The organism is Enterococcus rotai, from assembly GCF_001465345.1.
In the GTDB taxonomy this organism is placed as follows: Bacteria; Bacillota; Bacilli; order Lactobacillales; family Enterococcaceae; genus Enterococcus_L; species Enterococcus_L rotai.
Map to the genome: position 1 here is coordinate 3,150,109 of NZ_CP013655.1, position 23,404 is coordinate 3,173,512.

Here is a 23,404-nt window from a genome sequence, read left to right on the forward strand (position 1 = left end):
GAAAAATTGATTGAGATGCTCTTTATCTCACTCCATTTTTATCTTTTTTCCGAAAGGCTAGCTCATGAAGCTAGATAATATGAATTGTAAAATTCGTTTTAAAAAAGCTATCTCAAAGGAGAATCAGGCTTTTTCGCCTAGCCTTCGAGACAGCTCCGTTATTTTAAATTATTCTGCTGAATCGTTTGTGCCTTCAACAACATCAACGATTTCTTCGATTGAAGTTGCTGCTTCTGGAGCTGCTTCAACAAAGATTTCTTCTACAGCTTGATCTTCACCTTGGTTTCCTTCGATGAAAGCGTCAGCCATTTTAGCAGTGATCAATTTAACCGCACGAATCGCATCATCATTTGATGGGATTACTACATCGATTTCATCTGGATCACAGTTTGTATCAACCATCGCTACGATTGGGATGTTCAATTTTTGCGCTTCTTGAACAGCAATACGTTCTTTACGAGGGTCAACAATGTACATTACATCTGGAATTCTAGGCATATCTTGAATACCACCTAAGAATTTTTCAAGACGTTCACGTTGTTTGTTTAAACCAACAACTTCTTTTTTAGGAAGAACATCAAACGTTCCGTCTTCTTCCATTTTATTGATATCTTTCAAACGTTTGATACGTTTTTGGATTGTATCCCAGTTAGTCAATGTTCCACCTAACCAACGGTGGTTAACAAAGTATTGACCTGAACGAATCGCTTCGTCTTTGATCGCTTCTTGTGCTTGTTTTTTAGTTCCTACGAATAATGCAACGCCGCCGTCTTCAGCAACATTTTTCATGTAATCGTAAGCAGCATCTACTAATTTAACTGTTTTTTGTAAGTCAATGATGTAGATTCCGTTTCTTTCTGTGAAGATGTATTTCTTCATTTTTGGGTTCCAGCGACGAGTTTGGTGTCCAAAGTGTACGCCGGCTTCTAGTAATTGTTTCATAGAAATTACTGCCATTTGTTGTTTCCTCCAATTTGGTTTTTATTTGTTCCCTCTCCCGTTCTCATCTTTATAAAGAACTACCAAAAGTAGCACCGCTTTATAAATCGAACAAGGATGTGGATTTAGTGTTTTCACACTGTTGTCTAGTATACAATATTATTTAAAAGATTTCAACAAAAATAAATACTTTTTTTGTTATCTTTTATTTGCTTATTCATCATGTTCAAGAATGACCCGATCATTTAGTGATTGAATATTTCTATTATTATGATCATAAAACTCTTGGAATTTTTTTATTTGATTTTTTGATACCTGTACTGGATTCTTTAAAATATACCACTCAACGTTTTCAGTTAGTGGCGGTGTAGTGAGTGAACCTAAATAATGGTAATAGCTTTTATTTTCTGGAAACATTGATTGGATGTCTAGAATCTCTGTTTTTTTCCATCCGAGACATCATCAAGAACTTCTTGAAATCCTTTGTTGTCAACTCCCTCTTCAACACGTGAAGAACTTTCACTTGTTTTAGTTTGTGTTTGTTGTGTACACGCTGTTACGAAGAGTAATGATGAAAACATTACTGTGATAAGTAACTTCTTTTTCATATGCTAGTATCCTTCTTTCGGCTCTACTTTACTGAACTTACGAAACGCACAACACGCCATTATGGTCATAATGTCCATTTAATCACCTTTTAAGTATTTTTATTATAACTCGAATAACACTTGTGTACTATTTAATTTTTAAACAGATGCAAATAAACTGAAACAAATCTTTTTGACTCATGATTTGTTTCAGCTTTCTCCATCTCGTTTAATTATTATTTTCTAAATGGTACATTAATATACCTGCCGCAATTGCTACATTTAAGGATTCAGCAGCCCCTTTAATAGGAATATAGATATTTTGATCCGTCATTGCTAAAAATTCGCTTGCGACGCCTTGTCCTTCATTTCCCATTATCAAGGCATAGTCTTTGCTATTTGTTATTTTCTGATAGGAAACTGCTTCACGATTTAGTTCCGTGCCATAAACTGGAACTTTCGATTCTTTGAATCCTGCAATAATGCCTGCTAGTGGTTTTCGAATAACTGGTAAGTGATAATTACTTCCTTGCATTGCTCGCAATACCTTGGTGCTAAATATATCCGAGCTGCCTTCACCCAGTATCACACCAGAAAGTCCTGCTGCATCTGCTGTTCGGATCATCGTCCCTACATTCCCTGGATCTTGTACATTATCTAAAAGCAACCAACCACCTGTAAACTCGATTTTTTTTTCATCATCTGGCATTTTGACAATTGCGATTAGTCCTTGCGGTGTCGGTAATTCTGATAATGACACAAGAACTTCTTCAGAAACATAAATCAACAACTCATCGGGCTGTTGTTCCAGCCAATCAGTCCACTCAGTCTTCCCACGTTGATTAAACAAGATCCAATCAATTTCAGCCCCTGCTTTAACAGCTTCTTCAATCAAGTGAAATCCTTCGATCATGTATTGCCGTTTCTCTTCACGGTATTTTTTTTTATGTAGTTTTTTTAACTCTTTGACCATCGTATTCTTTGTTGATAAAATTTCTTTCATTTCCACACCTCACTCAAGTATTATACCATGTTTTTTTCCAATCAAACAATCACTACTTTACTTGCCATATGTTCAAAAAATCGCTATCATTAATTTAATTAAAAGCGAGGTGTAGAATCAATGAGAAAGGTCCGTATGAATGTGCAAGGAAGGGTTCAAGGTGTTGGCTTTCGCTATATGACTAAAATGGTTGCAGATGAATTAGGTATCCACGGCACTGTACGAAATGAAGATGACGGTTCTGTTTCTATCGAATCTTTTGGTGAAGACGATGCTATGGTACAATTTATCCAAAAAATCAAAGACTCTCCTAGTCCTGCAGGTCGTGTTACGTATGTGGATATTCAAGAAGACCCGCTGATGGAAGAATATACTAGCTTCAAAGTAACAAATTGATTTAGATTAAGAAGAATCTCGCTCAGTCTTGAGGCCGATTCTTCTAATTTTTATTGAAAAAAAACGCTTTTTCAAGTATAGTTAACCTTGTGCAAATTTTTTAGAAAAGGAAAGAATAGAATGAGAAAATTAAATAAGTGGCTACTGAGTTCTGGCCTATTTACTTTAGTCCTATTTTTATCTGGATGTGTAAAAACGGGATCGGATGGTCAACCAACAGGTGAAGGAATCATCTACAATTTTTTAGTAAAACCAATGAGTAGTGCCATTACATACCTGGTTGATAATTTCAATTGGAATTATGGCTGGGCAATCATTTTTATCACAATCATCGTTCGCCTGATTATTATGCCTTTAGGCTTGAATCAATCGAAAAAAAGTATGATCCAAACAGAAAAGATGCAAGCAATCAAACCTCAAATCGATGCGGCTCAAGCAAAAGTAAAAGAAGCCACTACTCGTGAAGAGCAAATGCAAGCTCAAGCTGAGATGCAACAAGTCTACAAAGAGAACAACATGAGCATGATGGGTGGAATCGGTTGTCTACCATTATTAATCCAAATGCCAATCTTCTCTGCCCTATTCTTTGCTGCTCGTTATACAAAAGGTATCGGGGACGCCTCATTTTTCGGCGTTAATCTTGGCCAACCAAGCATGATTTTCGTTATTTTAGCCGGTGTTGCCTATTTACTTCAAGGATATCTTTCTACTATTGGTATTCCTGAAGAACAAAAGAAAACCATGAAATCAATGTTGATCGTGTCGCCTTTAATGATTGTATTTATGTCAATCAGCTCTCCAGCTGGTGTAACATTATACTGGGTAGTCGGCGGGATTTTCAGTAGTATCCAAACATTAATCACAAATCAATTTTTAAAACCAAGAATCAAAGCGCAAGTAGCAGAAGAATTGAAACAAAATCCACCGAAACAAGTGATTACACCACGTAAAGATGTAACACCAACACAAGAGAAAACAGTACAAAAAGCAACACCTCAAAACAATACTTCTAAAAAAGGCAGAAATGCTGGAAAACAAAATAGAAAGTAACAAAAAAACAAGAACCAACGGATTGACTGCGTTGGTTCTTGTTTTTTTAATTTGCTGAAACACCAAACACAAACAAATCAACTACCTGTGCAATACTTAATGCGGAGCTTCTGTGCTCTGTTTTGATATAAGGAGATAAGGTGTTAAGGAAGTGTGTCGTTGTAACTTCTGGTGACAAGCCTTTACGAATAGTAAAATCACTCTTTTCAAAGAGATCCAACAAAGGTTTCTTGTAGGATTGATTCCATAATGTAAATAATTTGAGTTGTGTCTCTTTCGTTAATTTGGTCCGAAAATCATGCATCATTAAATCAAAATCAAATGGATGCTTTGTTTTCAGACAGACTGCAAATCTTTGTAATTTATTGATCGTATCAAGATGTTGATCTTCCACAATCAACACTAGTTCTTCGTTTACATCGCCTAACAGGCTTTCAATGACACCCACATAAACGGCCTCTTTATTCTTAAAATGATGATATAAATTAGGTTGGGTCACTTCAGCTAACTGTGCGATTTGTCTCGTCGAGGTGCTCTGATAGCCGTTGTCCATAAATAATCTTGTTGCGACTTGAATGATTTTCTCTCTTGTGTTTTTCGTGTCTCTATCCATTGTTTAGCCACCTATAGTTGATTTCACTCCTATTTTAACAGAAGTAGACCAAGAAACCTATACTAGATAACACTCTTTTTTTGTTTAAAAAGTAATGCCGTTTCATACAGACAGAGGATTGCCAAAATTACTAAACAAATTACCACCGTAGTAATAATCTCTGGATATGCTTCAGCCCACCCATCGAGAGCCTGGTGTTTGAGCAAAATTCCATAATACGCCCACAATGTTGCTAGACCATAAGCTATATCTTGATTCCGAATGATTGTTGCGGCAATAATGACTAAACCCACGATCAAGATAATCATCGTCCACAAGACTTGATTATTTTGCAAAACAGCGATATTTTTATCCACTAAAAAAGCTGTGATGTTGGCAATTGTTGCAATCGTGATCCAGCCAAAGTAAATACTGAAAGGCAACCGGATAAAAAAATAATCCTTCTTTGTTAATGAAGCGTTAGTCAGCATATGATTTGTATAAATCAAAACGATTAACAAAGCCAACATGATCACCACTGATAAATCAATTTGTAAATATTGCCATGCCAATAGCCAAACGCTATTTAAAATGGAAGAAATAATAAATAGTAGGCTAAGTTTTCTGCGAACTTGCAGGTCGTTTAAAACAGATTGATTGGCTGGCTTAAACCATTGATACACAACAAATCCTGCTAAACCTAGATAGATTACCGACCAAATCGAAAAGGTTAAACCGGCTGGAGCAAATAAATTGGGATAAGTATCTGAAACTTCTTCTGTCGTCATTCCATTTAACGGCAATAAAACAGCTGCAGCATTCACTGCAATCATTACGAAATAAATGATCGTTATCAACAATTTTGTACCTAACGAGTTACTTTTAGTCATGCTAATTCCTCCTTATAGACCTTTTTTTCCAAAAAATGGAACAAACTTTGGTGTTTTATTTGCATAGGCGATAAAATCCGGACGATCTTTGTATTTTTTTTCTAACAAAGGAACACCTGATACAAATAAAAGCAATAAAGTGATCGTCAAGGGACCGATAATTCCCCAACTATTTCGCAGCTCGTTTAAAGTGATCAGAAAAATCCCCCACCAACTAAGTGCTTCCCCAAAATAATTGGGATGTCTTGTGACAGACCATAGACCCGTTGTTAAAAGCTTCCCATGATTACTGCCGTTCTTTTTGAAATTTGTCAACTGAGCATCACCAATCGTTTCAAACGCAAACCCTACACCCCAAATGACAATACCTAATCCATTCCACCAGTAAAACTCATCTGTTGAACTTGTCATGACAAATAATATCGGCATTGAAACGACTAACAGCAAGACTCCTTGGAGAACAAAAACATTTAGATAAGCTTTCAACTTTGCAAAATGGTGCCCCCAGCGCTTTCTCATATTTACATAACGGTAGTCTTCCGGTTTTCCGATGTTCCGTTTAGCTAAGTGAAGAAACAAGCGTACCCCCCATACCGTCACTAATACCAGTACGATTGTACTAGCGGTTGTTTTTTGGGGCATAATGAAATATCCTGTAATTGCAACAAGAACAAAACCAATCCCCCAAGCTAAGTCTACAATTGAATTATTATGAAGATACTGCGCTAAAAAAAATAGCAACGTAAAATAAGTAAAAATAACACCACTAATAATCAAAATAGTCATACTAATCCCCACTTTCTTCTTCAAATGCTACTGCTATACTGCCTTGACCCGCACTCATCGCGACCACAGTTGAAATATCCATCATGTAACTTGGTTGAAAGCCTAACGCTTCGCTTAATTTATTTTTCAACTGTAATGCTCGTTCCTCTTCATCTGCATGGATGACAACATAGCGCCGTACTTTATTTTTCTTATGATGTTTTTCTAATTGCTGAATAATCTTTCGTTCATTCCCTTTCAAACTAAACGCAAAATCACTCAGCTTCCCTTCTCCAGCTTCATTTAAACTGACAATCGGTTTCAAATTAATTTTTTTTGCTATTTTACCAGCAAATTGTGGAATTCTGCCAGATTCGATCATCGGATCTAAATCATCTACACTAACCACTATTTTGAGCTTATTCCGCTTGTTCTTGATGTGTTTCACCACGTCTTCAAAACCTACTCCAGATTGGATCAATTCATTTGCATTCATCACTAATAAGCCTTGCGCTGCAGAATTTAGTTTGGAATCAATTACTTCGATTTTCACAGAGGATGTTTTTTTCTTTGCCGCTTCCTTTACTGTATGAAATGTGCCACTTAATTTTTTTGCAACTGTAATAACAATAACTGCTTCATATCTCGTTTCTAAAAAAGAAAAAAGATTCTCTACAGTCTTTAAAGTTGGTTGTGAGCTAGTTGCTCGGTCATGTAGCGCGTTAGTCAATTCAAAGAATTGTTTACTTTGAATCGTTAGTTTATCAAGATAACTAGTATCACCAATCAAAATATTCATTGGCAGGACGTGAATTTGATTCGCTAACAAATACTCAGCAGGAATATCAGCAATTGAATCTGTTACTAATGCAATCGACGCTTTTTTTTGTTGATTGATTTGATATTGTAGCAACATGTCATCTGCCTTTTGTTGCATAGGCTGACCAATCTTACTTAAATAATGTAATACTTCATCTGGTTGATTAGAATGAATATGAATTCTTGCCTTGTTGCGATTTACAGCCACGATCAAAGAATCCCCATACGGAGCTAAATCCATCTGAATTTCATCCTTCGACTTTGTGACTTGATCTAATAAAACTTCGGTACAATATCTAAATTTCGGTTCAGCAGTATTTACATGTTGTGTTTCTGACACTTCTAAATCAAGCGACTCATCAAAATAATTGTTCGTCGGAACTGTAGTTTCTTTATTCACAAATGCTTGAGTAAATCCAACCATAAATAGATAAAAGCCTTTTGCTCCAGCATCTACCACTTGATTTCTTTGCAATACTTTCAATTGTTTCGTTGTATTTTCCAAAGCGTGTTCTGCTTCTGTAAGGGCTTTGGGTAACAATTGATCTAATCCTTGTATTGGGTCATTTTCACTAAGGGCTTCTGCCCATGATCGAATAACCGTAATAATCGTCCCTTCAACCGGTTCACTTATTGCTTGATAAGCTTCTGTAATTGCTGATTTCACACTTTTTACAAAACTAGTAACAGAATTTTTTTCTTCTTGAATCAATAAGTGATTATAGATTCCATTAAAATATTGAGCAAAAATAATCCCAGAGTTTCCTCTGGCTCCTATTAAAGAGGCTTCAGCAACTTTTTCAACTACCTCAATAACAGATGTTGACTCTTTTTTAGTTTCTTCAAGAATGGCTTGCATCAAGGAAGCTAAATTGCTTCCTGTATCTCCATCTGAAACCGGAAAAACATTGATTTGATTCAATTCTCGTTTTTCATTTAGCACACGAACGGCACCTTGCTGAAATGCATTTATCAACTCTTTATAGTCAATTAGCTGACTTTCCATACTTCATTTACCTCCAGTTAAACTGTTGTGCAACAAAAACAGTGATGCCACTAGTCGCTGCAGTAACAAACGCGCCCCATATTAGATCAATCGTCGCGACGAAAATAGGCCAATCTTTAATGGTAGCTAAATTCGTTAAATCATAAGTGGCGTAACATAGGAACCCTAGAAAAGCGCCAGCTAAAAGGGCATACATCAAACTACCTTTTTCAAGAGCAGGATAAACAACGAAAAAGAGTACACCAAATAGATAAACAACATAAAATAGAGCTGCCGGCATTATTTTAGTTGTGCCTAGTAAACTACCTAAATGTTCTTGATAGGTTTTTCTAGCAATGAAAAGTAACCAAGTAAAATCAAGCACTAAAAATGCCAGCGCTGCAGTAATAAATATTTTCAAGAAATGATTCATATTTTTTCCTCCTAAAAAAATTTTAAACCTTATCAATTGATAAGGTTATATTACCACGTTGAAAATATTTATGAAAAAATTTTGCTTGATGTATTTTCTTATTAACTCTCTACCTAAAAAAAGGCAAACAAAAAAGATGGACAGAATACTAATGAAAGTATTTTATCCACCTCTATGTTCATTTATTTTACAATCAATAAATCCAAACTAGCCAACGATAACGACATTTTAGCAATTCGGTTAAGTTCCTTCAAACGATTTACTTTCACTTGTTCATCCTCTACCATGACCATTGTTTCTTCGAAATATTGTTCGATCAATGGGCGTAGTGCTACTAAAGCTTGATAATTTTCGGACATTGTATTTTCAGCAAACTGCTCTTCAATTTTATCAACAGCTTGATGTAGAGCTTTCTCCGCATCATTTTCAAATAAGGCTGCATCTACTTCACTTTCTTGGTTTAATAAATCGTGCCCTTTTTTAGCTAAATTAATCACTCGTGTCAACGCTTCAATAGAAGGTCTAAAATCTTTATCCAACAAATGCTTTTTCAAAATTGTTGCAGATGAAAATAGTTTGGCTAAATCTTTTTGTTCGGAAGAAATCACCGCATCAATGACATCATGACGTACATCTTTTGTCATCAGCAGTTGACGCAGACGAGCTTTTACAAAATCAATCACTTCTTCTTGTCCACTAGTCAATTGAACACCATATTTTTCACTGTCCGCATTGACGGCGGCATCGATATCCATTTGTAACTGAACGAGCGGGAACTGCCAGCCCTTTTCTTCGATGATTCGAATGACACCGTATGTTTGTCGACGTAATGCATATGGATCATTAGAGCCGCTAGGAATCATGCCAACCGCAAAGAATGCGAAGACACTATCTAGTTTATCGGCTAAAGCTAATACAGCTCCAATTGTTGATTCTGGCAAGTCACCGTCACTTGATGTTGGTAAATAATGCTCACGGATTGCTTGAGCTACAGTTGGTTTTTCCCCTTGCAGCAAGGCATATTTTTCACCCATGATTCCTTGTAGCTCTGGGAATTCTCCCACCATATTCGTTACTAAATCAAATTTATAAATTTCAGAAGCACGTTTTAAATCGGTTAGTTCATCATTTGACAACCCAACTTCTTTTCCAATGATTTGTCCAATAACGCCTACTCGTTGCATTTTTTCATAAATTGTTCCGATTTTTTCATGGAACGTAACACTTTTTAATTTTTCAATGCATTCTTCAATTGATAGTTTTTTATCCTCACTATAGAAAAATTCTGCATCTTCTAAACGAGCTATCAAGACTTTTTCATTGCCTTTGATCACATTTTCAATATGGACGCTGTCGCCATTTCTTACGGAAATAAAATGCGGAAGTAATAACCCTTGCTCATTACGAACATCAAAGTAACGCTGATGTTCTTTCATTGAAGTAACTAAGACTTCTTCTGGCACAGAGAGATATTTTTCATCAAAAGCCCCCACAAATGCGGTTGGGTATTCAACTAAATTATTCACTTCTTCCAATAAATTCTCGTCTAAATCTAGCGTCCAATGATATTTCTCAGCTAATTGATTGGCTTGATCCGTGATCATCGTTTTTCTTTCATTAGGATCAACGATCACAAATTGTTCTTTCATCTTTTCTTCATACTCTTTTGAATGATCAAATGTCACATCATCCCCTAAGAAGCGATGGCCGCGAGATTTTTTCCCCGTTGTCACATCTAATACAGAGAATGGAATCACTTCATCATCTAGTAACGCCACGATCCAATGAATTGGGCGGATATATTCAAATTCATGATCTGCCCAGTGCATTGTAACAGGGAAGGTCAGACTAGTAATAACCTCTTTTAAACCTGCTAGCACATCAAGTGTTTTTTGACCGTGATTCTGTTTGGTCACATAGACATACTCTACACCGTTCAACTCTTTAAACGTGATTGCCTCTGTCGTCAACCCTTGACCACGAACAAATCCTTCAGCTGCTTTGCTCCAATTGCCTTCACTATCTTGAGCAATTTTTTTAGCAGGTCCTTTGACTTCTTCTTGCGTATCTTCTTGCTGCTCTGGCAATTGCGTTACACGTACCGCCAAACGACGTGGTGTTGAAAAACTTTGAACCGTTTCATAGGTTAATTTATTTTCATCTAGAAATTTGACGATTTTATTTTCTAATTGTATGCGACTTGGGCTGACAATATGTGCTGGCATTTCTTCCAAGCCAATTTCAAGTAATAGGTCTTTTGCCATGTTATTTTGCCTCCTTAGTAGTTTGATCCTCTTTATTTAAAAGTGGGAAACCTAATTTCTCCCGCTCTGCAACAAAGATTTTTGCAACAGCTTTAGCCATATTTCTGATTCGCGCTAAATAGCCGGCACGTTCCGTCACAGAAACCGCACCACGTGCATCAAGCAAATTAAAGGTATGGCTGCATTTTAAAATATAATCATAAGCTGGATGTACCAAGCTTTCATCAATACAACGTTTCGCTTCTTTTTCGAATTTATCGAAATTTTCTAGTAACATTTCTTGATTACTAACTTCAAATGAATATTTTGAATGCTCATATTCAGGCTGATTAAAGATTTCTCCGTACTTAACACCTTGTGTCCATTCTAAATCATACACACTTTCTACTTCTTGAATGTACGACGCAAGACGTTCGATCCCATAAGTAATTTCTGAGGTAACTGGGTGACAGGCTAAGCCACCGACTTGTTGGAAATACGTAAACTGAGTGATTTCCATACCATCCAGCCAAACTTCCCAGCCTAAACCAGCACATCCCATAGAAGGATTTTCCCAGTTATCTTCAACAAAACGAATATCATGGGCTAAAGGATCGATTCCCAATAATTCTAAACTTTCTAAATATAATTCTTGAATATTATCTGGAGAGGGTTTCATCACTACTTGAAATTGATGATGTTGATATAATCGATTTGGATTTTCACCATAACGACCATCTACTGGTCTTCTTGAAGGCTCTACATAAGCTGCATTCCAAGGTTCTGGTCCAATTGCCCGTAAAAAAGTATACGGACTCATCGTCCCTGCTCCTTTTTCCGTATCATACGCTTGCATCAACATACAACCATTTGATGACCAAAATTTTTGTAACGTTAAAATCATTTCTTGTACAGTAAGTTTCTTTTCCATTGTGATCCTCCTATTTTAAAAGCGTAGCGGGCTCGTTCAGCACCGACTGAAAAATAGGAAAAATTGATTGAGACGTTTTTTGTCTCACTCCATTTTTATCTTTTTTCCGAGGTGCTAGCCCGCACAGCTAGATGATTTAAAAGCGTAGCAAATCGGTCAATCCTGTAGAAAATTAGAAAATTGACATTGAAATGCTTTTTGCCTCATTTAGAATTTACTTTTTTCAAAAATCTAAACGAATAACTTAATAAAACCCATTATTTTTTTACAACGCTGTAACTACTGGATAAAACTCAACGATTTCACCTTGAACAACAGAAACCTCAACTCTCATGTTGTCTGTCAGCGTTGAATTGATCGTATAAATCTTTTCGCTAGAAACAGTTTCGAACGCTTCGATAATGGTACCATCATTATCTTTGATCTGGACTAACAATTTAACAAGCGACAAAACCTTTAACTTGTTCTGTGAAAAATCAGCAGGTAAAAAAGTTGTATTAAACTGCATGAATTTCCCCCTTTTCCTTGATTTAGGATGCAAAACATAATGTTACAGAGCAAACAAAAAGTCCCCATGCCTCATAGAGACATAGGGACGAATAATCGCGGTTCCACCCTACTTCCGATAAGAACTATCGGCAGCTTCGTTTAAGTATACTCAAAAGCGCCCTTCAAAAGTTGCTTGTATCTGGCTTACACTTTCCCAGACTCGCTATCACAGCAGTTCTTTCTACTCTTCTTTTTCAACGTATTTATTTAATTACTCTTTATGATAATCTTAGATGAAGAAGATGTCAAATTATTTTTCAAGATTCAAATAATTTTTGAAAAAAATGCTCTTTTCTTTCAAAAATCATCGCCCAATCTTGATAGATTTTAGCCTCTTCTAGTTTACGTTTGATGATGCCCCCATTTATAAACTCATAGATTTTTGCATTTGGAAAAAACAATAAAATCGGAGAGTGGGACGCGATTATAAATTGAGAATCCCTCTACACTAAGTCTTGCATCAAGACCATCAATTGCAATTGTGTACTAAGAGATAATCCAGTTTCGGGTTCATCTAATAAATAAAAACCTCGTCCCGAAAATCGAGTCGTCACTAATTCATAAAACGATTCTCCTCTAGAATAAGTATGTAAGGCCTTTTAAAAAAAACTCCACCTTGATCGATTGTTTCAATCTCGGTCATTAAATTATAAAAGGATTCAGCTCGATAAAAGTAACTATCTTTGGGATAATCTGGATATTTGATTGGCCGAGTTGCTTCAATGAATGAGGGTTGTTCTTTGTAGGAAGTAAATACATTATTTTTGGACCCAGCTTTTAGATTCAAGCTCATTAATCTAGCAATCGTTTCAATTATTGTTGATTTTCCAGAACCATTTTTACCAATTAAAAATGTAACAGGTGTTTCAAATATAAGTTGCTCAATATGCGCTGCAATAGGTAAATTAAACGGAAATTCAGTTGAAGAAAGAGCTTTATCGTATTTGATTCCTTCAAGATAAAGTTTTACCATCTTCTTCCTCTTCTCTTTCTCGTTTAGGTATTTTCAACGTGTCTTCCCAACTTTTCATCTGATCAATAAATTTCTTACTCTTTAAATTAATCCCAACATATTCATCATAAAGCTCATCCACTGTTTGTCTAATTGCCGTTTTCGTCTCTGCTTTCACATTGATATCCTGAACTTTATCATACGAAATTGCAGAAAAAAGACGAATAAAATGGATTGCTCTTGGATCAGCGTGGTAACGATGATCATCAAGGTGCCAATGTCGTTCACACAATACACCACTATACTTTGATGAATAATCAAACTTTCCTCGGGTTTCTTGGCAAACACTACAATGTCTCCATTCTGGTGTGATACCAAAACGACTCAGTAATTGAATTTCAAAAATATTGGTAATGATCTCTGCATCTTTATTTTCATTTAATAATTTTAGCGCTTGCTGCACAAAATGGTATAGATTAGGGTCATAAGTCCGATCTTCAACAGCGGCATCGACTAAATTCAAGATATAAGTTGCATAGGCATTCACAAAAATGTCTTCCTGAATCACACGAAGAGGATAAACTTCTTTACTGCCATTCAAAAAAGATAGACCCTCTTCTCTAAAATCACCAATATAAACAGCTTCTGTAAAAGGCAAAATAGCAGGACCAATCGGATTATTTTTTCGGTGCGCTCCTTTTACGAAAAACATTAATTTACCAAAAGACTCTGTAAAAATTTTAACTAATTTATCTTTTTCTTTATAGTCTTTGGTAAATAAAATAATCCCCTTTGTTTCGCCTAAAGTCATGATTTTGCCTCCCTTGTATTTTAGTCTATTTTAGCAGATGTAGAAGTAAAAGAACAATTCCGTTCGCACACAGAATTGTTCTTTTGGCAATTTATTAATAATCGTCTTTACGATAACCAAAGTCTTGTAAATGAACTTTTTTATCGCGCCAATCTTTTTGAACTTTTACCCAAAGTTCCAAATATACTTTATCGTCCAATAAATGTTCGATATCTTGTCTAGCCTTTGTTCCGATCTGTTTAAGCATCTTACCGCCTTTACCAATGATGATTCCTTTTTGGCTATCACGCTCAACGATGATCGTCGCTTGAATACGGATTTTATCATTTTCATCACGTTTCATTGAATCCACAACCACTGCAACAGAATGTGGAATTTCATCCCGTGTAAGTAAAAGGACTTTTTCGCGTACGAGTTCAGAAACGATAAAATACTCAGGATGATCCGTTACTTGATCATCCGGGAAATATTGTGGTCCCTCAGGCATTTGATCTACTAAAACATTCATCAATCGATCAACATTATTTCCTTCAGTTGCTGAAATTGGCACAACTTCTGCAAAATCCATCTGACTTGCATAATCTTCAATAATACCCAAAAGCTCATCTGGATGAACCGTATCGATTTTATTGATTACAAGATACACAGGGCTCGTCATTGTTTTAAGACGTTCGATAATAAAATCATCACCCTTTCCTCTTTTTTGATCTGCACTGATCATAAACAAGGTTGCATCAACTTCGCGCAACGCACTATAAGCCGTTTCAACCATAAAATCACCCAAGCGATGTTTTGGTTTATGAATACCAGGTGTATCGATGAAAACGATTTGTGCTTCGGGAACGGTATAGATCCCTTGAATCTTGTTTCTTGTTGTTTGAGCCTTATCACTCATAATCGCAATTTTTTGTCCGACGATTCGATTTAACAACGTAGATTTACCAACATTTGGTCTACCTACGATTGCTACAAATCCAGATTTATGTGCTTCTGTCATAGTTCCTCTCCTCTATAAAAAGTCTTGTAATATTTGCCAAATTTTAGGAACAAATAGTAACATTCCCACGATTACAGCAAATCCGGTTGTTAAAAGAACTGCACCTGCTGCCATATCTTTGATTTTTTTCCCGATTGGATGAAAGTGAAAATCCGTCACCATATCGACGACGTTCTCAAAAACAGTATTAATGATTTCCATCACCAATACCAGAAAAATTGCTAACAACAGCCACAGCCATTCTGAAAGCACTAATCGAAAAATGAAACCGAAAATAATCGCAATTATCCCCATAAAAATATGTGTTCGCATGTTCCGTTCTTCTTTAAATACCGTTTTAATTCCTTGAAGAGCAAACTCTAAGGATGTTATAAAATGCTTATTTTTCACTGTCCGCTTATCTTTTGAGTCCATAGGCATCTAAGATCTCTTTCTGTAAACCAAACATTTCTTTCTCATCCTCAGGTTCCATGTGATCATAACCATTTAAATGTAAAAAACCATGCACAGCCAAGAAACCTAATTCACGTTCAAACGAATGACCGTATTCAACCGCTTGTTCTGCAGCGCGTTCAGTTGATATCATAATATCCCCAAGGTTTCTAGGGAAGGCTTCCGTCTCATCGTCAAAAATAATCGGTAATTCGTCTTCCCCTTCTTCTTCCAACGCAAAGCTGATAACATCTGTTGGGGCATCTTTGCCTCGATAATCTCGATTTATTACTTGAATGCCAGAATTATCCATAAAGGTCACGGACATTTCTGTATCCTTAGATATGTTCAGAAAATCGGCTGCAAACTGCAACAGATTTTCTACTTCTTCTAAATTATCTTTTGATAAATTCGTTGTTTCATCAATGAATGAAATGTCCATTAGTCATCTCTCTTTTCTTGTTCATCTTTCATTTCTTGCGCTTCTGATTTCATTTTTGGGTACTTGATTCTTGAATGGAATGTGCTGCACAACCCACTTACTAAAGATTTCTCAACAATCCGAATCTCTTTCATGGTTAAGCCGCAATCATCTAGTTGTCCATCTGAAATCCGATCTTGGATAACATTATGAACAAAAGCTTGAATTTTTTCGTTTGTCGGATGATCCATTGCACGAACCGCCGCTTCACATGTATCTGCAATACTTACGATCCCAGCTTCTCTTGTTTGAGGTTTAGGACCTGGGTACCGGAAATCCGCTTCTAAAATATCTGCATTACGTTCTTTGGCTTTAACATAGAAAAACTTCATTAACGTGGTCCCATGATGTTGGCGACAAATATCGATCACCATTTCAGGCATATGATACTCTTCCAATATCTTAGCTCCATCAATAACATGACCAAAAATAATCTGTTTACTATCTTCAGGTAATAAAAAATTATGCGGGTTTTCTGCGCCTGCCGGTAAATTTTCAACAAAGAAATTTGCATGCTTGATTTTACCAATATCATGATAATAACAAGCAACACGAGTCAGTAATGAACGACCACCGATTTCAGCTACTGCATTGGCACTCAAGCTTGCTACCATCATACTATGATGATACGTTCCAGGAGCTTCTTCAAGTAGTTGTTTTAATAGTGGATGATTCGGGTTACTTAGCTCGTTTAACACAATCACACTATCATCAGTTACAAGTAATTCGATATATGGATGAAGTCCCATTGTTGCAAGGAAAGCCAAAACAGTCCCAGCAAGTGCACAAATCATCATCGTCCATGATTTACCATCAAAAAAGCTCATCCCTTGATAAATCATCAAAACAAAATCTAGACAAACTGGAAAAATGATTACCCAGAATACGGCAACTAAGCCTTGCTCACTAATACGAGTTCGTTTAACTACAGTTGCTAGCAACCCAGAAAACATATAGCTCACTATAATTACGGTCAATGTATTGGTTCCAATAGCATTATAAAACACAAACAGTGAAAAAATCACTTGGAAAACAGCTGCTAAAACACCCGCTCGTCTACTAACAAAATAATTTAGGACTAGTGGTGTAAAGGCTGCTGGGAAGAACAAAGAAATATACATCATTTGTTCTGTTTGGAAGATTTGGAAAAACTTCATCAACACAACACTTAAAGACATTGCTCCTACATAAAATAATACAAAATGTCTACGTCGGCCCTCTTCTGTAACTTGCTTAGTGAAAAACAGTAAAACTAAGACTTGTAAAACAATTGCTAGTGTCAACGCAGCCATAGGAAACAAAGAAGTACTTTGATTTGTCATACCCAACAACTCAAGTTTTTCCATCGCTTTACTATCAATTTGAGTGCCTTCACGAACAATGATTTCACCTTGATATATCATTGAAGGCGGAATGGCATCCATCGCATTTTGACGTAGTTCTTTTGTCTTTTTATCGTTGGCAAAATCATTTGCCACGATTCCTTGGTTCACAATATAACGAATTTCTTGTTGCATCGTTCCGGTAACATCAAGAAATTGAATCTTTTCAATCGCACTTTGACGAACAGTATCTAAATCAGCTTCACGAACATGATCTTTCATTTTCTCGTCTACGATTTTCAAACTTTCGGTTTTTACTTGTTGAATCTGAGCTGCATCTAATGAGAAAATATTTTGATAAAAAACATTGGGAAATTTTTGATAAAAAGCGACTTCATCTTGATCCAACGCTTCAAATTGAGCCTTTAAATTAGCGACTCTTTCCTCTATCGTCGGCTTAGGAATCGTTTCATCTTTTTTTGCCTTAGCGACCTTTTCTTGATAGTCTTTATCTGTTTTTTCATTTGCTGTCACGATCAACTTAAAGAGCTTTTCAATACGTTTATGCTGAACATCAGCTGTTTCTTCTTGATAAATGTATTCTGGAGTAACAGCTTCAGCTGCTAGCTTTTTCTTCTGAGCTGTTTCATACGTATTTTCCACGTTTTTATTTGCTCGAATTGTATTTTCTGCTAGTTGTCCTTCTTTTATCTCGACTTTCTTTTGATGAACACTGCCAAACATAATGATAAATAAAAAACAGGAAAATATAAGTAGCAGTAGTGGAATATAGGCTTTCCCTAATTTGTCACGTAATTTTAATAACGAATACTTCAACGGAATTTTCACTCCTTTCCGCAGGTTTTACTCTATTTTTGACTTTCCTTTTCATACGCTCGAATGATTTGAGCAACAACTGGATGTCTCACCACATCGCCAGCATCAAAATGAACAAATGCAATCTTATCGATTGATTGTAACGTTTTTTCTGCATGGATCAGCCCGCTAGCAACACCTTTAGGCAAATCGATTTGGCTCGTATCGCCATTAACGATCATTCTTGAGTTAAAACCCAGTCTAGTCAAAAACATTTTCATTTGAGCAATGGTCGTATTCTGTGCTTCATCTAAAATCACAAAAGCATCATCTAAAGTCCGACCTCTCATATAAGCTAATGGTGCAATTTCGATTACGCCTCTTTCCATTAAGCGATTTGTATGCTCCATACCAAAAACTTGGTACAGTGCATCATAAACCGGGCGTAAATAGGGATCTACCTTTTCTTTTAAGTCGCCAGGTAAAAATCCCAGACTTTCTCCGGCTTCAACAGCGGGACGCGTTAAAATTATTTTTTGGACTTCGCCTTTTTTTAATGCAGACACAGCCATTACGACTGCTAAAAATGTTTTACCAGTTCCTGCAGGGCCAATTCCAAAAATAATATCTCGTTTTCTTACCGCCTCAACATATTTTTTCTGTCCTACGTTTTTGATACGAATTGCTCGGCCATGGTGATCTTTTAAGATCTCCTCTTCATACATCGCAACAAATGTATCCAGTTCACCATTTTTTGCCATTTTCAAAGCTGAAACGACATCTGGCGTACTGATTTTAATACCGCGCTGTATCAAGACTTGTAATGTTCTTACCACAGAAGCAACCAACTGTACTTCTGCTTCTTCGCCTAGCAATTGAATCGTCTCACCACGTGTGTTGATTGTTACAGCTGTATTATCTTCTAAGTATTTTATATGTTTATCATGGGTTCCTAAAAGCATACTAACATCGTCAGAATCGTTTAACTTCAATTCCAAAGATATCGACTGATTTTCTGTCAAAAAATGCCCATCTCCTTTATTTTTTTCATTCCTTACAATCATACCATATTATTTATTTATTAAAAAGAGAGCGGGATTAAATCTAACAATTCAAAGTAACATCTGGCTCTACTTTGCTTAATTTAGACAAAAAAACCAACGGAATCCCGTTGGTTTTTTTGTCTAATTCTCTTGTAGTAATTCTTTTACAATTGCATTGACCTGATTTCCGTCTGCTTTGCCTTTAACTTCTGGCATTACAGCACCCATCACTTTACCAAATTCTTTTGGCGAAGTCGCACCGGTCTGATCAATTGCCGTTTGAACAATCTGACGAATCTCTTCTTCTGAAAGTTGCTTGGGCATATATTTTTCAACAATTGTGATTTCGATTTTCACTTTGTCAGCAAGATCGTCACGTCCCGCTTTTTCAAACTCTGATAAAGAGTCTCTGCGTTGTTTCATCTCACGAGATAAAACTGTTAACTCTTCTTCTCCGTCCAAATCACGGCCAGCTTTAATCTGCTCATTTTGAATGGCTGCTTTCAACATACGAAGTACGGATAAAGTATCTTTATCTTTTGACTTCATTGCTGTTTTGATATCGTCATTCAATGTTGTTAGTAATGACATACAACCAACTCCAATTCATCGAAAACTAGAATTTTTTACGTTTTCTAGCTGCTTCAGATTTTTTCTTACGCTTTACACTTGGTTTTTCGTAGAATTCACGTTTACGAGATTCTTGTAAAGTACCCGCTTTTGAAACGGAACGTTTGAAGCGACGAAGAGCATCGTCAAGAGATTCGTTTTTACGAACGACAGTTTTTGACATGTTAATTCCCTCCCTCCGAGCTTAAAAAGTAACCGTTTTTTATATTTATGAGTTATCTAACATAAATAAAATACCGTTCTTGTTACATTATATCGAATGGTTATTTTAACGTCAACCTTTGTATTGAAAAAATGCATAAAAAAGTACCAAAATGAGTAAAGTTTTACACTCTTATGCAATATTCATGTTTTTTTCTGAAAAAAATGATCATCTACACTCTTCACAACGACCAAAAATCTCAAATCGATGTCCTTCAATTTCACAGCCGCTCAATTGTTCTTTAAAAAAATCCATTGGGCACATATGAATTTCTTTTGTTTTGCCACAAACCGTACAAATAAAATGATGATGATGTCCTACTTCTTGACAACAATGAAAGCGAAATTTTTTTTCTCCATTTAAATCTGTTGTCTCCAACAAATTCAACTGTTCAAAATCATGTAAATTACGATAAATCGTATCATAACTCACACCTTGATATTCCTGATTCATAAACTCATAAACTTCTCTTGCTGAGATATAACGATTTCTTCTAATAAGGTAGGTAATCATCGCTTCTCTCTTTTTAGTATATTTCAAGCCATGCTCTTTCATCACGGTTAAAGATTGTTCTACTTTCGAGTTAGATTGTACCATTTTAGATCCTCCAATTCTTAAATCAGAATCATTACGAATAAGATTTATGAAGGTATGGTATAATAAATTTATAAAAAAAGCAAGAGAGGAATCAAATTATGACAATAAATGAAGAAAAAAAATGTGTGACAATTTTTGTTATTTCCGATTCGGCTGGCGAAACAGCTTCGAAATTAGCTGCAGCTTCTATGGCACAATACCCTACCGTTGACTTTTCTCTATTTAGACGAACATTTGCTAAAGAAGAAGAAAAGTTGAGAAAAGCCCTTGAAGATGCCAAACGTGAAAATGCCATGGTGTTACATACAATCGTAAATGATCGCTTAGTTAAAATTGCGAATGATTTTTTTGAAGAAAATAATTTATATCACTTTGATATATTAACACCGCCAGTAGCTGAGATCGAACGATTGACAGGCATTGCACCAACTAGAGAAGCTGGTGCATTGCATCATTTAAATGAAAATTATTTCAAACGAATCGAAGCAATGGAATTTGCAGTCAAATATGATGACGGGAAAGATCCGAGAGGTTTCTTAGAGGCGGACGTGCTCTTACTAGGTGTTTCTAGAACATCAAAAACGCCACTCAGCCTATTTTTAGCCAATAAAAATTTGAAAGTAGCCAATCTTCCATTGATTCCCGAGGCACATCTGCCAAAACAATTGTGGGAAACAAATCCTAAGAAAATTGTTGGTTTAACAAATGATCCTGATATCTTAAACGGCATTCGTAAAGAACGAATGAGAACTTATGGCTTGCCAGCGAATACTTCTTACTCCGATATTGAAAAGATCAGAAAAGAATTAGCCTTTGCTAACGATTTATATGAAAAATTGGGCTGTGTCGTGATCAATGTGGCCTCCTTATCAATTGAAGAAACAGCATCAATGATTTTAAATGCGTTGAATTTGGAAGATCATAGTTATTATGCAACAGAGTCACCCGAAGCATAACAAGTCCAAATAGAAGAGCATGATTGAAGGTTATTTTTCGCCTTCAATCATGCTCTTTTTTTATTTAAAATACTTGAATCCCTTCTTGGTCTATCGATAGTACATTGATAGCAGCCGAATGAGGTAATTTTTCCAACTCTCGAACCATTTGAGTTGTTTTTTCTTCTGGCGAGATCACTAAAACAGTCGGTCCTGCTCCACTTAGAAATGCGCCGTAAGCTCCAACCTTGTGACTAAGATCCCGGATTTGCTCCAAATGTGGCACTAATTTTTTGCGATATGATTCATGCCACCGGTCTTTTTCCATCATTAAACCAGCTAAAGGCAAGTTGCCATTTAAAATCGCCGCAATCATCACATTTGCGATTGAGCTTGCTTGCACCGCTTCTTTATATGGAATTGAAGCTGGCAATACGCTACGGCTTTCAGAGGTCAATAAGTGAGCCTCAGGAATATAAGCAATCACATCGCACATTGGGAAGTGATGTTTAACAGAGTAAACTTCACCATCAACATAACTAGCTACAACAAAATCGCCGCAAATAGCGGGAGCAACATTATCTGGATGACCTTCCATCTCAGTCGCTATTTGTACTTTATCTTTTTGAGATAAGTTCAAATTACCTAAGCGATTAGCAAGCTCAATACCGCCGACTATCACACTAGAACTACTGCCTAACCCTCTAGCTAAAGGAATATCCGATGTCATCTTCAAAACTTTAGGTGAAAGGTCAGGTGCTATTTTCAATGCGGTTTGAATCAATAGATTCGTTTTATCACTTGGAATATCCGCACCTAAAGAATGGATGATTTTCCATTCTTCAGCATTTTTGACCACTTCGATATTCAGGTATTGCGACAACGCAATCCCACATGAGTCAAAACCCGGACCTAGATTTGCACTGGTTGCGGGAATTCTTATTTTCATAGTTCTGACACTCCATTACGCAAATGCATCCGCATTTCTTCTAAATCACTCATTTTAGAGATGTTTACATCTGTTGCATTGATCGCTGTATCAGGATCTTTCAGACCATTTCCAGTGAAAACTGTTACTACGGTTTCACCTGGTTTGATTTTCCCACTCTTCACATGTTGGATCACACCAGCTAATGAAGCGGCAGATCCAGGTTCAACAAATACGCCATCTTGAGCAGCAACTTTGCGATAAGCATTCAAAATTTCTTCATCTGTTACAGAATCGATATAACCATTTGATTCATCACGTGCAGCTTCTGCTAATTTCCAGCTAGCTGGATTACCGATGCGAATAGCTGTTGCAATTGTCTCAGGTTGTTCAATCACTTCTCCTTTTACGATTGCTGCAGCACCTTCTGCTTCAAAACCGTGCATTCTAGGTAAAAGAGTTCCTTTTTTATCATGCCATTCTTTAAACCCTTTCCAATAAGCTGAAATATTCCCAGCATTTCCAACAGGGATTGCTAAAACGTCTGGCGCTTGTCCAAGTTGTTCACAAACTTCAAAAGCCGCTGTTTTTTGACCTTCTAAACGATAAGGATTAACAGAATTCACAAGAGCAACTGCTTCTGTTTTGGCGATGTCTCGTACAGCTTTTAAGGCTTCATCAAAGTTACCTGGAATCGAAATAATATCTGCCCCATAAATGATGGCCTGAGCTAATTTACCCATTGCGATTTTCCCATCTGGAATGACCACATACGCTTTAACACCAGCTCTTGTAGCATAAGCGGCAGCAGCAGCACTTGTATTCCCTGTAGAGGCACAAACGATTGCTTTAGCCCCTTCTTCAACAGCTTTAGCTACGGCCATGACCATACCGCGGTCTTTAAAGGAACCGGTTGGATTCAACCCTTCATATTTTCCGTATAGATTGATTCCTAATTCTTTTGATAAACTGTGTAAAGGAATCAGCGGTGTATTTCCTTCAGCCAGAGAAATCATGGGTGTTTTATCTGTAATTGGTAAATATTCCTTATATTGTTTTAATAGTCCTTCGTACAT

Annotated in this window: 27 protein-coding genes and 1 other annotated feature; of the genes, 3 read left to right on the forward strand and 24 right to left on the reverse strand. The window is 36.4% G+C overall.

Going from position 1 to position 23,404, the window contains the following annotated elements; all coding sequences use genetic code 11:
• Nucleotides 1-168: 168 nt before the first annotated feature.
• From rpsB to ATZ35_RS14025, 4 genes are all read right to left on the reverse strand, one after another.
• On the reverse strand, nucleotides 169-957 hold the full coding sequence (gene rpsB, locus ATZ35_RS14015) for a 30S ribosomal protein S2 (RefSeq protein ID WP_208927781.1): 789 nt from the start codon (nucleotides 955-957) through the stop codon (nucleotides 169-171).
• A gap of 195 nt (nucleotides 958-1,152) precedes the next feature.
• On the reverse strand, nucleotides 1,153-1,356 hold the full coding sequence (locus ATZ35_RS16830; RefSeq protein ID WP_244148172.1) for a carbonic anhydrase family protein: 204 nt from the start codon (nucleotides 1,354-1,356) through the stop codon (nucleotides 1,153-1,155).
• 11 nt (nucleotides 1,357-1,367) lie between these two features.
• Nucleotides 1,368-1,547, reverse strand: coding sequence for a hypothetical protein (locus ATZ35_RS16835; RefSeq protein ID WP_244148173.1), 180 nt, complete (start codon nucleotides 1,545-1,547; stop codon nucleotides 1,368-1,370).
• Between the two features lie 208 nt (nucleotides 1,548-1,755).
• A complete protein-coding gene (locus tag ATZ35_RS14025) occupies nucleotides 1,756-2,529 on the reverse strand; it encodes a TrmH family RNA methyltransferase (protein WP_208927782.1) in 774 nt (257 codons plus the stop codon).
• Nucleotides 2,530-2,649: 120 nt separating this feature from the next.
• Here ATZ35_RS14025 and ATZ35_RS14030 point away from each other — a divergent pair, with 120 nt between their 5' ends.
• Both ATZ35_RS14030 and yidC read left to right on the forward strand, forming a co-directional pair.
• Nucleotides 2,650-2,925, forward strand: a complete 276-nt coding sequence (locus tag ATZ35_RS14030; protein WP_208927783.1) for an acylphosphatase — start codon at nucleotides 2,650-2,652, stop codon at nucleotides 2,923-2,925.
• A 120-nt stretch (nucleotides 2,926-3,045) separates the two neighbouring features.
• Entirely contained in the window at nucleotides 3,046-3,975 is a 930-nt protein-coding gene (gene yidC / locus ATZ35_RS14035) for a membrane protein insertase YidC (RefSeq protein WP_086279312.1), read from the forward strand.
• 46 nt (nucleotides 3,976-4,021) lie between these two features.
• Here the strand turns inward: yidC and ATZ35_RS14040 are convergent, their stop codons facing one another.
• The 18 genes from ATZ35_RS14040 to ATZ35_RS14125 all read right to left on the reverse strand — a co-directional run bounded on the left by ATZ35_RS14040 (nucleotide 4,022) and on the right by ATZ35_RS14125 (nucleotide 20,465).
• Nucleotides 4,022-4,588 (reverse strand): TetR/AcrR family transcriptional regulator, encoded by a 567-nt coding sequence (locus ATZ35_RS14040; protein ID WP_208927784.1) that lies wholly within the window; start codon nucleotides 4,586-4,588, stop codon nucleotides 4,022-4,024.
• Nucleotides 4,589-4,650: 62 nt separating this feature from the next.
• Nucleotides 4,651-5,457, reverse strand: a complete 807-nt coding sequence (locus ATZ35_RS14045; RefSeq protein WP_208927785.1) for a TspO-related membrane protein — start codon at nucleotides 5,455-5,457, stop codon at nucleotides 4,651-4,653.
• 12 nt (nucleotides 5,458-5,469) lie between these two features.
• Nucleotides 5,470-6,243, reverse strand: coding sequence for a DUF1295 domain-containing protein (locus ATZ35_RS14050; protein ID WP_208927786.1), 774 nt, complete (start codon nucleotides 6,241-6,243; stop codon nucleotides 5,470-5,472).
• Between the two features lies 1 nt (nucleotide 6,244).
• A complete protein-coding gene (locus tag ATZ35_RS14055) occupies nucleotides 6,245-8,047 on the reverse strand; it encodes a DegV family protein (protein WP_208927787.1) in 1,803 nt (600 codons plus the stop codon).
• A gap of 7 nt (nucleotides 8,048-8,054) precedes the next feature.
• Nucleotides 8,055-8,459 (reverse strand): DUF2177 family protein, encoded by a 405-nt coding sequence (locus ATZ35_RS14060; RefSeq protein ID WP_208927788.1) that lies wholly within the window; start codon nucleotides 8,457-8,459, stop codon nucleotides 8,055-8,057.
• 182 nt (nucleotides 8,460-8,641) lie between these two features.
• On the reverse strand, nucleotides 8,642-10,723 hold the full coding sequence (glyS, locus tag ATZ35_RS14065) for a glycine--tRNA ligase subunit beta (protein ID WP_208927789.1): 2,082 nt from the start codon (nucleotides 10,721-10,723) through the stop codon (nucleotides 8,642-8,644).
• A 1-nt stretch (nucleotide 10,724) separates the two neighbouring features.
• The gene (gene glyQ / locus ATZ35_RS14070; RefSeq protein WP_208927790.1) at nucleotides 10,725-11,633 is read right to left on the reverse strand and encodes a glycine--tRNA ligase subunit alpha; all 909 of its coding nucleotides are present in this window, start codon (nucleotides 11,631-11,633) and stop codon (nucleotides 10,725-10,727) included.
• Nucleotides 11,634-11,898: 265 nt separating this feature from the next.
• On the reverse strand, nucleotides 11,899-12,141 hold the full coding sequence (locus ATZ35_RS14075) for a hypothetical protein (protein ID WP_208927791.1): 243 nt from the start codon (nucleotides 12,139-12,141) through the stop codon (nucleotides 11,899-11,901).
• A gap of 80 nt (nucleotides 12,142-12,221) precedes the next feature.
• Nucleotides 12,222-12,389: a binding site (T-box leader), on the reverse strand.
• A 346-nt stretch (nucleotides 12,390-12,735) separates the two neighbouring features.
• Nucleotides 12,736-13,155 carry an AAA family ATPase gene (locus ATZ35_RS16840; RefSeq protein WP_244148174.1) on the reverse strand — a complete coding sequence of 140 codons (420 nt, stop codon included), beginning with the start codon at nucleotides 13,153-13,155 and terminating at the stop codon, nucleotides 12,736-12,738.
• On the reverse strand, nucleotides 13,136-13,945 hold the full coding sequence (gene recO, locus ATZ35_RS14085; protein WP_208927792.1) for a DNA repair protein RecO: 810 nt from the start codon (nucleotides 13,943-13,945) through the stop codon (nucleotides 13,136-13,138). The genes ATZ35_RS16840 and recO overlap by 20 nt, the downstream gene beginning before the upstream one ends.
• Before the next feature lie 94 nt (nucleotides 13,946-14,039).
• Nucleotides 14,040-14,942: a GTPase Era gene (era, locus tag ATZ35_RS14090; protein ID WP_208927793.1), complete on the reverse strand. Its 903-nt coding sequence runs from the start codon at nucleotides 14,940-14,942 to the stop codon at nucleotides 14,040-14,042.
• 12 nt (nucleotides 14,943-14,954) lie between these two features.
• Complete coding sequence (locus ATZ35_RS14095; protein WP_208930500.1) at nucleotides 14,955-15,356, reverse strand: diacylglycerol kinase family protein; 402 nt, start codon at nucleotides 15,354-15,356, stop codon at nucleotides 14,955-14,957.
• Complete coding sequence (ybeY, locus tag ATZ35_RS14100; RefSeq protein WP_208927794.1) at nucleotides 15,340-15,816, reverse strand: rRNA maturation RNase YbeY; 477 nt, start codon at nucleotides 15,814-15,816, stop codon at nucleotides 15,340-15,342. The genes ATZ35_RS14095 and ybeY overlap by 17 nt, the downstream gene beginning before the upstream one ends.
• Nucleotides 15,816-18,014 (reverse strand): HD family phosphohydrolase, encoded by a 2,199-nt coding sequence (locus tag ATZ35_RS14105; RefSeq protein WP_208927795.1) that lies wholly within the window; start codon nucleotides 18,012-18,014, stop codon nucleotides 15,816-15,818. The genes ybeY and ATZ35_RS14105 overlap by 1 nt, the downstream gene beginning before the upstream one ends.
• A 32-nt stretch (nucleotides 18,015-18,046) precedes the next feature.
• On the reverse strand, nucleotides 18,047-19,015 hold the full coding sequence (locus tag ATZ35_RS14110) for a PhoH family protein (protein WP_208927796.1): 969 nt from the start codon (nucleotides 19,013-19,015) through the stop codon (nucleotides 18,047-18,049).
• A gap of 162 nt (nucleotides 19,016-19,177) precedes the next feature.
• A complete protein-coding gene (locus ATZ35_RS14115) occupies nucleotides 19,178-19,627 on the reverse strand; it encodes a GatB/YqeY domain-containing protein (RefSeq protein ID WP_086444361.1) in 450 nt (149 codons plus the stop codon).
• A 25-nt stretch (nucleotides 19,628-19,652) separates the two neighbouring features.
• Nucleotides 19,653-19,829: a 30S ribosomal protein S21 gene (gene rpsU / locus ATZ35_RS14120; RefSeq protein WP_002356740.1), complete on the reverse strand. Its 177-nt coding sequence runs from the start codon at nucleotides 19,827-19,829 to the stop codon at nucleotides 19,653-19,655.
• A 207-nt stretch (nucleotides 19,830-20,036) separates the two neighbouring features.
• Nucleotides 20,037-20,465, reverse strand: a complete 429-nt coding sequence (locus ATZ35_RS14125; protein WP_208927797.1) for a Fur family transcriptional regulator — start codon at nucleotides 20,463-20,465, stop codon at nucleotides 20,037-20,039.
• A gap of 98 nt (nucleotides 20,466-20,563) precedes the next feature.
• Between ATZ35_RS14125 and ATZ35_RS14130 the strand changes: the two genes are divergently transcribed.
• On the forward strand, nucleotides 20,564-21,421 hold the full coding sequence (locus tag ATZ35_RS14130) for a pyruvate, water dikinase regulatory protein (RefSeq protein WP_208927798.1): 858 nt from the start codon (nucleotides 20,564-20,566) through the stop codon (nucleotides 21,419-21,421).
• Nucleotides 21,422-21,485: 64 nt separating this feature from the next.
• Here ATZ35_RS14130 and thrB read toward each other — a convergent pair whose 3' ends face one another.
• Together thrB and thrC are read right to left on the reverse strand one after the other, a co-directional pair.
• Nucleotides 21,486-22,349 carry a homoserine kinase gene (gene thrB / locus ATZ35_RS14135; protein WP_086444360.1) on the reverse strand — a complete coding sequence of 288 codons (864 nt, stop codon included), beginning with the start codon at nucleotides 22,347-22,349 and terminating at the stop codon, nucleotides 21,486-21,488.
• Nucleotides 22,346-23,404 (reverse strand): threonine synthase, encoded by a 1,059-nt coding sequence (thrC, locus tag ATZ35_RS14140; RefSeq protein WP_208927799.1) that lies wholly within the window; start codon nucleotides 23,402-23,404, stop codon nucleotides 22,346-22,348. The genes thrB and thrC overlap by 4 nt, the downstream gene beginning before the upstream one ends.